The organism is Kitasatospora sp. NPDC058170, from assembly GCF_042883905.1.
Taxonomy (GTDB): domain Bacteria; phylum Actinomycetota; class Actinomycetes; order Streptomycetales; family Streptomycetaceae; genus Kitasatospora.
The window spans coordinates 1-11498 of record NZ_JBHVUV010000049.1 but is presented as its reverse complement, the minus strand read 5'-3'; the positions used below and the strand labels follow the sequence as shown (position 1 = coordinate 11498).

Sequence of the window (11498 nt, the reverse complement as noted above, 5' to 3'; positions counted from 1 at the left end):
GGCCCCTGCCCCCGTCGCCTTGCGCAGGGGCCGATCCTACTGGTCGCCCCGGCGGGCCGTACCGGCCCTACCCCACCGCACCCTGCGCGGCACCGGGCACGAACGGAGCGGGTAGGGTAACGCCGCGCCAACTCATGGCCGGATCGAGCCAGTTCCGCCCCGGCCGCGCCCGCGCAGCAGCCAGACCAGACCACCGCCGGTACGCGGCACAGTCAACCAACAAGGGGGAGCGCCCAGTGCGCCGAGCGATCGAGGGGTGCGCATGAGCACCGCCGCCACGACCGGCTTCTGCCGGGTCACCGTCGTCGCACCGGACAGCCGGATCGACGTCGCCCTGCCCGAGGACGTCCCGCTCGCGGACGTCTACCCCGAGGTGCTGCGCCTTTCCGGCCAGACCCAGCCCGACGGCGCCCCGACCGGGTTCCACCTGGTCCGTCGCGACGGCACCGTGCTCGACAGCGGACTGCCGCTCGCCGCCCAGCAGGTGCGCGACGGCGACCTGCTGAGCCTGCGCCCGTTCGCCGAGTCGCTGCCGCCGGCCGTCTACGACGACGTCGCCGACGCCATCGCCACCGCCGTCGAGGCCGACCGCCGCTTCTGGAGCCCCGAGCTGATGCGGGCCTTCGGCCTGATCGGCGCCGGAGTGCTGCTCACCCTGCTCGGCTTCGCCCTCTGGTTCTCCGACCTGCGCCACGACATGCACGGCCTGCCCGGTGTGCTGTCCGGCGTCACCGCCGTCGTGCTCACCGCGCTGGCCGGCGTCCGCGCCCGGGTCTACCAGGACCCCTACGCCGGCCTGGCGCTCGGCCTGGGCGCGCTGCCGCACGCCATGATCGGCGGCAGCGGCATCATCGCCGTCGCCCACAAGTGGGACGGCCCGGGCCGGCTCCAGTTCCTCACCGGCTGCGTCGCCGTCCTGGTCATCGCCGTGCTGCTGGTCGGTCTGCTGCCCGAGAAGGACTCGCTGTTCGTCGCCGCCGCATTCCTGGCCGCCGCCGGCGCGCTCGCCACCTTCGCCGCCGTCCTGCTCCCGCAGACCCCGGCCGGCCACATCGCCGCCGTCACCGGCGTCGCAGCCGTCGCCGTGATCGGCTTCCTGCCCGGCCTGTCCGCACGCTTCGCCCGGCTGCCCGTCGGCTTCAGCGCCCCCGGCCAGACCCGCACCCGCAGCCGCGACTACGACGAGGAGGCCGGCCGCGCCGAGGCCGTCCAGTACGAGCGGATCGCCCAGCAGGCCCGCCGCGGCCACGAGGTGCTGGTCGGCCTGGTCGGCGGCTGCGCCGCGGTCATCGTCGGCGCCTGCGCGGTGCTCGGCTTCACCGACGAGGTCTTCCCCGAGCTGCTCGCCCTGGCCATCGGCATCGCCACCATGCTGCGCGCGCGGCTGTTCCGCTACACCGCGCAGGTCTTCAGCCTCACCATCGCGGGCCTGCTCGGCCTGTCGCTGCTGATCATCGGACTGTCGCTGCACACCCCGCTGTTCATCCTGAAGGCGACCAGCTCCACCGACGTCGACCTGCGCACCATCTGGCTGGCCGCCTCGATCGCCTTCGGTGCGGCGGTGCTCACCGCCATCGCCCTGGTGGTGCCCCGGCTCGGCGTCTCCCCCTTCTGGGGGCGCATCCTGGACCTGGTCGACAGCCTCACCCTGATCGCGCTCGTCCCGATCGCGCTGGCCGTGCTCGACGTCTACAACCTGGTGCGCGGCGCCACCGGCTGACCGGCCCGGCGACCGGCACTGGTACGCTTGGCCTTCGAGCGCAGCCGTGTGCCCGGCCCCGGGTCGGAGGCAGCAGGCGGCGCCCGCATTACGACACCGAGTTCTCCAAGAGTCCTGTGCCGTAGACCAGGACTGCTCGGTATCACCTCTGAAGGAGTTGCAGTGGCTCTCGCCTCTGACGTCAAGAAGCAGATCTTCGCCGAGTTCGGCCAGAAGGAGGGCGACACCGGCTCCCCCGAGGTCCAGGTCGCCATGCTCTCGCGCCGTATCTCGGACCTGACCGAGCACCTCAAGACCCACAAGCACGACCACCACTCGCGTCGTGGCCTGCTCATCCTGGTCGGCCAGCGCCGCCGGCTGCTGCAGTACCTGGCCAAGAAGGACATCGAGCGCTTCCGTACGCTCGTCGACCGCCTGGGCATCCGCCGCGGTGCCGCCGGTGGCGCCCGCTAAGACCGCCGCACGGGGCGGCTCCCCACACCGGGGAGCCGCCCCTCGCGCGTATGCCGCGGCCGACGATCCGCGGCGCCCGAACATAACAACTCGCGCGCACCTCCCCAGGTGGCCGAGGATTGCACCGTAGGGTTGTGGGCATGCCGGGTGATGGCGCCAATGGCGCGCCACCCGAACCAGGACCCCAACCCCCCGCGGGACGAAGGCTTCAAACGGAAGCCGCCCGCATCCGAGAGAGCGTCCAGACGCGGACCGCCCGTCCAGGCCTGGCAGCCGAGAGGCGCCGGTCCTCGGTAGTGGCCGTCGGAAGTCCCGCAGACCGAGCGGGCACTCCGGAGGCTTCGATCGAAGACCGGCCCGGCTGGTCCAGGGCCCACCGGCAGGCCAAGCGCGGGGACGCTCTCCCGGAGACGTACGAAAGAGGAGATCTTCCAGGTGGAAGAGAACGTGTTCTACGCCGAAGCCGTGATCGACAACGGTTCCTTCGGCACCCGTACCATCCGCTTCGAGACCGGCCGCCTGGCCCGTCAGGCCGCCGGCTCCGCCGTGGCCTACCTGGACGACGACACCATGGTGCTGTCGGCCACGAGCGCCTCCAAGCAGCCGAAGGAGCACTTCGACTTCTTCCCGCTGACCGTGGACGTCGAGGAGCGGATGTACGCCGCGGGCCGCATCCCCGGCTCGTTCTTCCGTCGTGAGGGCCGGCCCTCCGAGGACGCGATCCTCACCTGCCGCCTGATCGACCGCCCGCTGCGCCCGTCCTTCGTCAAGGGCCTGCGCAACGAGATCCAGGTCGTCTGCACGATCATGGCGCTCAACCCCGACCACCTGTACGACGTGGTGGCCATCAACGCCGCCTCCGCGTCCACCCAGCTGGCCGGTCTGCCGTTCTCCGGCCCGATCGGCGGCGTCCGCGTCGCGCTGATCAAGGGCCAGTGGGTCGCGTTCCCGACCCACAGCGAGCTGGAGGACGCCGTCTTCGACATGGTCGTCGCCGGCCGCACGCTGCCCGACGGCGATGTCGCGATCATGATGGTCGAGGCCGAGGCCACCACCAAGACCATCAAGCTGGTCGAGGGCGGCGCCGAGGCGCCGACCGAGGACGTCGTGGCCGCCGGCCTCGAGGCCTCGAAGCCCTTCATCAAGGTGCTCTGCGCCGCGCAGTCGCAGCTGGCCGCCCAGGCCGCCAAGCCGACCGCCGAGTTCCCGATCTTCCTGGACTACCAGGACGACGTGCTGGCCGCCCTGACCAACGCGGTCAAGGACGAGCTGTCGCAGGCGCTGACCATCGCCGGCAAGCAGGAGCGCAACGCCGAGCTGGACCGCGTCAAGGGCATCGCCGCCGAGAAGCTCCTGCCGGAGTTCGAGGGCCGCGAGAAGGAGATCAGCGCCGCGTACAACGCGCTGACCAAGAAGGTCGTGCGCGAGCGCGTCATCAAGGACAAGGTCCGCATCGACGGCCGCGGTGTCACCGACATCCGCACCCTGGCCGCCGAGGTCGAGGCCATCCCGCGCGTCCACGGCTCGGCCCTGTTCGAGCGCGGCGAGACCCAGATCCTGGGTGTCACCACGCTGAACATGCTCCGCATGGAGCAGCAGCTCGACACGCTCTCCCCGGAGACGCGTCGCCGCTACATGCACAACTACAACTTCCCGCCGTACTCGGTCGGCGAGACCGGCCGCGTGGGCTCGCCCAAGCGCCGCGAGATCGGCCACGGCGCGCTGGCCGAGCGGGCGATCCTGCCCGTGCTGCCGACCCGCGAGGAGTTCCCCTACGCGATCCGCCAGGTCTCCGAGGCGCTGAGCTCCAACGGCTCCACCTCGATGGGCTCGGTCTGCGCCTCGACCATGTCGCTGCTGAACGCCGGTGTGCCGCTGAAGGCCGCCGTCGCCGGCATCGCGATGGGCCTGATCTCGCAGGAGATCGACGGCGAGACGCACTACGTCGCGCTGACCGACATCCTGGGCGCCGAGGACGCGTTCGGCGACATGGACTTCAAGGTCGCCGGTACCCGTAACTTCATCACCGCCCTGCAGCTGGACACCAAGCTGAACGGCATCCCGGCGTCGGTGCTGGCCGCCGCGCTGAAGCAGGCCAAGGACGCCCGCCTGCACATCCTCGACGTGATGAACGAGGCGATCGACACTCCGGACGAGATGTCGCCGAACGCCCCGCGCATCATCACCATCAAGATCCCGGTGGACAAGATCGGTGAGGTCATCGGCCCCAAGGGCAAGATGATCAACCAGATCCAGGAGGACACCGGCGCGGACATCACCATCGAGGACGACGGCACCATCTACATCGGTGCGGTCGACGGTCCCTCGGCGGAGGCTGCCCGTACGACGATCAACCAGATCGCCAACCCGACCATGCCGGAGGTCGGCGAGCGCTACCTGGGCACCGTGGTCAAGACCACGACGTTCGGCGCGTTCGTGTCGCTCATGCCGGGCAAGGACGGCCTGCTGCACATCTCGCAGATCCGCAAGCTCGCCGGTGGCAAGCGCGTGGAGAACGTCGAGGACGTGCTGGGCGTCGGCGCCAAGGTCCAGGTCGAGATCGCCGAGATCGACCCGCGCGGCAAGCTCTCGCTGATCCCGGTCGTCGAGGGCGAGGAGGGCGGCGAGGCCGCTTCCGAGTGAAGCGCCGCTAGCCACCCCGTTCCATAGAAGCGGCCGCGGCCCGCACGCCCCGTCGGCGTGCGGGCCGCACCCTGTTGTTCTCGCATCACTACGGAGGTACACCCCGTGGCCCAGGCCTCGGCGGCGACGCAGCGCCCCGGCACCACCCGGACCCTGCTCAAGGGGGTCGACGGTGCCGGCACGGTCCGCCGCACCGTCCTCCCCGGCGGCCTGCGGGTCGTCACCGAGACCCTGCCGACGGTGCGCTCCGCGACCTTCGGCATCTGGGTCGGCGTCGGCTCGCGGGACGAGACCCCGCAGCTGAACGGTGCCACCCACTACCTGGAGCACCTCCTCTTCAAGGGCACCGAGCGGCGCAGCGCGCTGGACATCTCGGCGGCCCTGGACGCGGTCGGCGGCGAGATGAACGCCTTCACCGCGAAGGAGAACACCTGCTACTACGCCCGGGTCCTCGACACCGACCTGCCGCTGGCCATCGACGTGGTCTGCGACATGCTCACCGGCTCGCTGATCCGCCCCGAGGACGTGGAGGCCGAGCGCGGCGTCATCCTCGAGGAGATGGCGATGGCCGAGGACGACCCGGGCGACGTGGTGCACGACCTCTTCGCCAAGGCGATCTTCGGCAGCGGCCCGCTCGGCCGCCCGATCCTCGGCACCCAGGAGACCGTCCAGGGCCTCACCCGGGACCAGATCGCCGGGTTCTTCCACCGCCGCTACAAGCCCGAGCACCTGGTCGTCGCGGCCGCCGGCAACCTCGACCACCGCAAGGTCGTCAAGCAGGTCGAGCAGGCCTTCGCGCCGCTGCTCGCCCGCTCCGACTCGGCCCCCGCCCCGGCCCGCCGCGGCGTCAAGGCGCTCCGCACGGCCGGCCGGGTCGAACGGCTCAACCGCTCCACCGAGCAGGCCCACCTGGTGCTGGGCGTCCCCGGCGTGCCCCGGCACGACGAACGCCGCTGGGCGATGGGCGTGCTCAACGCGGCCCTCGGCGGCGGCATGAGCTCGCGGCTCTTCCAGGAGGTCCGGGAGAAGCGCGGCCTGGCGTACTCGGTGTACTCGTACTCCTCCTCCTACGCGGACAGCGGCCTGTTCGGCATCTACGCCGGCTGCCAGCCCAAGCGGGTCGAGGAGGTGCTGCGGATCTGCCGCGCGGAGCTCGCCAAGGTGGTCGCCGACGGCATCACCGAGGAGGAGCTGCGCCGGGCGATCGGCCAGATCTCCGGCTCCACCGTGCTCGGCATGGAGGACACCGGCTCGCTGATGAACCGGATCGGCAAGGCCGAGCTGAGCTACGGCCACCACCTGTCGGTGGACGAGATGCTGGCGAAGATAGCGGCCGTGACCCTGGACGACGTCCACGCCGTGGCGCGTGATGTGCTGGGCGCGTACCGGCCGTCGCTGGCGCTGATCGGCCCGATCAACGACAAGCGTGCCGCCGGGCTCGCCGACCTGCTGGTCTGAAGGGACTAATCGCTATGACGCTGCGTGTCGCCGTGATCGGCGCCAGGGGCCGGATCGGCTCCGAGGCCGTCAAGGCCGTCGAGGCCGCCCCGGACCTGGAGCTGGTCGCCGCGCTGGGCCGGGACTCGGACCTCGAGGAGCTGACCCGGGCGGGTGTGCAGGTCGCCGTCGAGCTGACCCACCCCGACTCGGTGATGCGCAACCTCGACTTCTGCGTCCACAGCGGCATCCACGTGGTCACCGGCACCACCGGCTGGGACGACGTCCGGCTGGCCGAGCTGGAGCACTGGCTGTACCCGGCGGAGGCCACCGGTCGTCCGCCGCTGCCCGTCGGCGTCCTGATCGCGCCGAACTTCTCCATCGGCGCCGTGCTCGGGATGAAGTTCGCCCAGACGGCCGCGAAGTACTTCGAGACGGTCGAGGTGGTCGAGCTGCACCACGACCGCAAGGCCGACGCGCCCAGCGGCACCGCGACCCGCACCGCCCAGCTGATCGCGGCCGCCCGCGCGCAGGCCGGCCTGCCCGCGCAGCAGGACCCGACCACGCACGGCCTGCCCGGCGCCCGCGGCGCCGACGTGGACGGCGTGCCGGTGCACTCCGTGCGGCTGCGCGGCCTGCTGGCCCACCAGCAGGTGATGTTCGGCGACACCGGCGAGACCCTCACCATCCGCCACGACTCGCTGCACCACAGCAGCTTCATGCCGGGCATCCTGCTCGGTGTGCGCAAGGTCGTGGAGACCCCCGGGCTCACCCTCGGCCTCGAACACTTCCTGGACCTGTGAGCCGGGAATGACCTCTCGTACCGGTTTCTTCGTCCTGTCCGGCGTGCTGCTGCTGGTCGCCCTGGTCTGCGTCGGCGAGGGCGTCCAGCTGATCGCCACCGGAAAGCCGCTCGGCATCGGCATGGGCCTGTGCGCCTTCGTCGTCCCGCCGATCGGCGTCTGGTTCCTGCGCCAGACCGTCCGCTTCGGCCGGGCCAGCGAGCGCCTCGCCCGCGAACTGGAGGCCGAGGGCGGCCTGCCGGTGGACGAGCTGAAGCGCACCACCGGCGGGCGGATCGACCGGGCCTCGGCCGACGCGGTGTTCGCCCGCCGCCGGACCGAGGCGGAGGCGGAGCCCGGCGACTGGCGGGTCTGGTTCCGCCTCGCGGTGGCGTACGCCGACGCCGGGGACACCCCGCGTGCCCGCAAGACGATGCAGCACGCGATCACACTGCACAGCCGCACCGAACCCGCAAGGAGTAGCGCGTGACCGATGAAACGACGGCCCCCCAGTTCCGCAGCGATGTGACCGTGGAGCTGGTCCGCAGCGCCGCCGCCGACTCGGACGTCATCTGGGCGGCCCGCGTCTCGACGGCGGGGGAGCAGTCCCTGGAGGCGCTCCGGCAGGACCCGGAGAAGTCCACGGGCCTGATCAACTACCTGATGCGGGACCGGCACGGCACGCCGTTCGAGCACAACTCGATGACCTTCTTCATCAGCGCGCCGATCTTCGTCTTCCGCGAGTTCCACCGCCACCGCAGCGGCTGGTCGTACAACGAGGAGTCCGGCCGCTACCGCGAGCTGCAGCCGGTCTTCTACGTGCCGGGCGAGGAGCGCAAGCTCGTCCAGCAGGGCCGTCCGGGCCGCTACGAGTTCGTCGAGGGCACGCCGAAGCAGTTCGACGTGGTCGGCGAGCAGATGGAGTCCGCGTACCGCGCGTCCTACCGGGCGTACCAGGAGATGCTGGACGCCGGCGTCGCGCGCGAGGTGGCCCGGGCGGTACTGCCGGTCGGCCTGTTCTCCTCGATGTACGCGACCTGCAACGCCCGTTCGCTGATGCACTTCCTGTCGCTGCGGACCAAGAAGGAGAACGCCGCCGTGCCGTCCTTCCCGCAGCGCGAGATCGAGATGGTCGCCGAGCAGATGGAGGAGCAGTGGGCCCGGCTCATGCCCCTCACCCATGCGGCCTTCGAGAAGCACGGCCGCGTCGCCCCCTGACCTGGGGTGATAGGCATATGGACGGTTTGCCGGGCATGTCTGGATTGCGGCTTTTCTAGCCGCTCCCTACGCTCGTGACACGGATTCCGGTGCTGCTTGAACCCCCGAGCATGCAGCACCGGAATCCCACTGTCTGCGCCGACCTGAGTGCTACACCTGTCCGAACCCTGGACCGGCATGGGTACCGCCCCACCGCCTACGAGTAGCTTTGGACGCATGGCTCCGACCTCCACCCCCCAGACGCCTTTCGGCCGGGTCCTGACCGCCATGGTCACCCCGTTCACCGCCGACGGCGGCCTCGACCTCGACGGCGCCCAGCGCCTCGCGGCCCACCTCGTCGACTCCGGCAACGACGGCCTCGTCGTCAACGGCACCACCGGTGAGTCCCCGACCACCAGCGACGCCGAGAAGGCCCGTCTCGTACGCGCCGTGGTGGAGGCGGTGGGGGACCGCGCCCACGTCGTGGCCGGTGTCGGCACCAACGACACCCACCACAGCGCCGACCTGGCCCGCCAGGCCGAGGCCGCCGGAGCCCACGGCCTGCTGGTCGTCACGCCGTACTACAGCAAGCCCCCGCAGGAGGGCCTGTACCGGCACACCACGCACATCGCCGACGCCACCGGGCTGCCGGTGATGCTCTACGACATCCCCGGCCGCAGCGGTGTCGCGCTGAGCCACGAGACGCTGGTCCGGCTCGGTGAGCACCCGCGGATCGTCGCCAACAAGGACGCCAAGGGCGACCTCGGCGCCGCCGCCTGGGCGATCGCCCGCTCGGACCTCGCCTGGTACTCCGGCGACGACATCCTGAACCTGCCGCTGCTGTCCGTCGGAGCGGTCGGCGTGGTCAGCGTGGTCGGGCACGTGGTCGCGGGCGAGCTGCGCAGCATGGTCGAGGCCTTCCAGGGCGGCGATGTGGCCAAGGCCACGGCGATCCACCAGAGCCTGCTGCCGGTCTTCAGCGGTATGTTCCGCACGCAGGGTGTCATCCTGACCAAGGCCGCCCTGGAACTCCAGGGCCTGCCGGCCGGGCCGCTGCGGCTGCCCCTGATCGGCGCGGACTCCGAGGAGATCGCGCAATTGAAGAAGGATCTCGCCGCAGGCGGGGTACACCTGTAACAGACACAGACGTGCGCGCCCCGGCTCGCCGGCCCCCTCCGGGGTCCGTCGCTGGACCGGACGAAGGCGCGAGAGCACCGACCCAGTAGGAAACCGACACTGAGTACGCACGCCATATGTCTCCAGGGGGAGGACCCCGGGCATATGGCGTGTGTCGTGAGGAGAGTCTTTTGAGCCACCCGCACCCCGAACTCGGCGCGCCCCCCGCTCTCAAGGAGGGCGCCCTCCGCATCACCCCGCTCGGCGGTCTCGGCGAGATCGGCCGCAACATGACGGTCCTGGAATACGGGGACCGCATGCTCATCATCGACTGCGGTGTCCTCTTCCCCGAGGACGAGCAGCCCGGCGTCGACCTGATCCTCCCGGACTTCAGCTACATCCGGGGCCGTCTCGACAAGATCGACGGCATCGTGCTGACCCACGGGCACGAGGACCACATCGGCGCCGTCCCGTTCCTGCTCCGGGAGAACCCGGACATCCCGCTGATCGGCTCGAAGCTCACCCTCGCCCTGATCGAGGCCAAGCTCGCCGAGCACCGCATCCGGCCGTACGTGCTGGAGGTCAAGGAGGACGACCGCGAGCGGATCGGCCCCTTCGACTGCCAGTTCATCGCGGTCAACCACTCCATCCCCGACGCGCTGGCGGTCGCCGTCCGCACGCCGGCCGGCATGGTCGTCGCCACCGGCGACTTCAAGATGGACCAGCTGCCGCTCGACGGCCGCCTCACCGACCTGCCGGCCTTCGCCAAGCTGGCGGAGGAGGGCATGGACCTGCTGCTGGTGGACTCCACCAACGCCGAGGTCCCCGGCTTCATCCCGTCCGAGCGGGACATCTCGGCCGCGCTGCGAAACGTTTTCGCGAACGCCGAGAAGCGCATCATCGTGGCCTCCTTCGCGAGCCACGTGCACCGCATCCAGCAGGTGCTGGACGCCGCGCACGAGTACAAGCGCAAGGTGGCCTTCGTCGGCCGCTCGATGGTCCGCAACATGGGCATCGCGCGCGACCTCGGGTACCTGAAGGTCCCCGGCAACATGGTCGTCGACGTCAAGCAGCTGGACGACCTGCCGGACAAGGACGTCGTGCTGATCTGCACCGGTTCGCAGGGCGAGCCGATGGCCGCGCTGTCCCGGATGGCCAACCGCGACCACCAGATCCGGATCGTCGAGGGCGACACCGTCGTCCTGGCCTCCTCGCTGATCCCCGGCAACGAGAACGCCGTCTACCGGGTGATCAACGGCCTGACCCGCTGGGGTGCCAAGGTCGTGCACAAGGGCAACGCCAAGGTGCACGTCTCGGGGCACGCCTCGGCGGGCGAGCTGCTGTACTTCTTCAACATCTGCAAGCCGCGCAACCTGATGCCGGTCCACGGCGAGTGGCGCCACCTGCGGGCCGCCGCCGACCTGGGCATCGCCACCGGTGTGCCGCGCAACCGCACGGTCATCGCGGAGGACGGCGTCTGCATCGACCTGGAGGACGGTGTCGCGCGGATCGTCGGCAAGGTGCAGGCAGGCTACGTCTACGTCGACGGCTCGTCGGTCGGCGACATCACCGAGGCCTCGCTCAAGGACCGCAGAATCCTCGGCGAGGAGGGCTTCATCTCGGTCTTCGTGGTGGTGGACTCCACCAACGGGAAGATGGTGAGCGGCCCGAACATCCAGGCCCGCGGCTCCGGCATCGACGACAACGCGTTCGTCCCGGTCGTCGCGAAGCTCCAGGAGGCCCTGGAGCGTTCGGCGGGTGACGGCGTCCTCGAGGTCCGTCAGGTCCAGCAGCTGGTCCGCCGGATCATCGGCAAGTGGGTGGCGGACAACTACCGCCGCCGGCCGATGATCGTGCCGGTCGTCGTCGAGGTCTGATCCTCCCGCTGGTCGGTTTGACGTGGGGCAGCCCGGTGCGTAATGTTCTCCGGGTTGCCCCACGGGACGGCCCCGGCAGAAGTTCTCGAACGAAATTCGAGAACGGAGCGCGGAAAACGGCCCGAGAAACTCTGCTAGAGTTCGGGAGCGCCGAAAGGCGAAAGCAAATCGGATAAACGAAACTCCGGAAAACGGAGCGGAAAACATCTGATAAGCTGGAAACACGAAAGAACGAAGCGCCCGGAGGGCCTGCTGGAAGGCAGACCGAAGGAA

Annotated in this window: 9 protein-coding genes; all 9 read left to right on the top strand. The window is 70.4% G+C overall.

The window, feature by feature from the left end:
- The first annotated feature begins 262 nt into the window (after positions 1-262).
- Positions 263-1720: a type VII secretion integral membrane protein EccD gene (eccD, locus tag ACFVVX_RS35480; protein ID WP_387951946.1), complete on the top strand. Its 1458-nt coding sequence runs from the start codon at positions 263-265 to the stop codon at positions 1718-1720.
- A gap of 162 nt (positions 1721-1882) precedes the next feature.
- The gene (rpsO, locus tag ACFVVX_RS35475; protein ID WP_031072625.1) at positions 1883-2173 is read left to right on the top strand and encodes a 30S ribosomal protein S15; all 291 of its coding nucleotides are present in this window, start codon (positions 1883-1885) and stop codon (positions 2171-2173) included.
- Between the two features lie 435 nt (positions 2174-2608).
- Positions 2609-4816 carry a polyribonucleotide nucleotidyltransferase gene (locus ACFVVX_RS35470; RefSeq protein ID WP_387951944.1) on the top strand — a complete coding sequence of 736 codons (2208 nt, stop codon included), beginning with the start codon at positions 2609-2611 and terminating at the stop codon, positions 4814-4816.
- A gap of 84 nt (positions 4817-4900) precedes the next feature.
- Positions 4901-6274, top strand: coding sequence for a M16 family metallopeptidase (locus tag ACFVVX_RS35465; RefSeq protein WP_387951981.1), 1374 nt, complete (start codon positions 4901-4903; stop codon positions 6272-6274).
- A gap of 14 nt (positions 6275-6288) precedes the next feature.
- Positions 6289-7056, top strand: a complete 768-nt coding sequence (gene dapB / locus ACFVVX_RS35460; protein WP_387951942.1) for a 4-hydroxy-tetrahydrodipicolinate reductase — start codon at positions 6289-6291, stop codon at positions 7054-7056.
- Positions 7057-7063: 7 nt separating this feature from the next.
- Complete coding sequence (locus ACFVVX_RS35455; protein WP_387951940.1) at positions 7064-7525, top strand: hypothetical protein; 462 nt, start codon at positions 7064-7066, stop codon at positions 7523-7525.
- Positions 7522-8253 (top strand): FAD-dependent thymidylate synthase, encoded by a 732-nt coding sequence (gene thyX / locus ACFVVX_RS35450; protein ID WP_387951938.1) that lies wholly within the window; start codon positions 7522-7524, stop codon positions 8251-8253. Before ACFVVX_RS35455 ends, thyX begins: the two co-directional genes overlap by 4 nt.
- A gap of 216 nt (positions 8254-8469) precedes the next feature.
- Positions 8470-9369, top strand: a complete 900-nt coding sequence (gene dapA / locus ACFVVX_RS35445; RefSeq protein ID WP_387951936.1) for a 4-hydroxy-tetrahydrodipicolinate synthase — start codon at positions 8470-8472, stop codon at positions 9367-9369.
- A 170-nt stretch (positions 9370-9539) separates the two neighbouring features.
- Entirely contained in the window at positions 9540-11225 is a 1686-nt protein-coding gene (locus ACFVVX_RS35440) for a ribonuclease J (RefSeq protein ID WP_387951934.1), read from the top strand.
- Positions 11226-11498: the final 273 nt, after the last annotated feature.

What these genes read in the sequence shown, in the direction of transcription:
- ACFVVX_RS35455 (WP_387951940.1), top strand. Translation starts at nt 7,064, where the DNA reads ATGACCTCTCGTACCGGTTTCTTCGTCCTGTCCGGCGTGCTGCTGCTG.
- dapB (WP_387951942.1), top strand. Translation starts at nt 6,289, where the DNA reads ATGACGCTGCGTGTCGCCGTGATCGGCGCCAGGGGCCGGATCGGCTCC.
- dapA (WP_387951936.1), top strand. Translation starts at nt 8,470, where the DNA reads ATGGCTCCGACCTCCACCCCCCAGACGCCTTTCGGCCGGGTCCTGACC.
- eccD (WP_387951946.1), top strand. Translation starts at nt 263, where the DNA reads ATGAGCACCGCCGCCACGACCGGCTTCTGCCGGGTCACCGTCGTCGCA.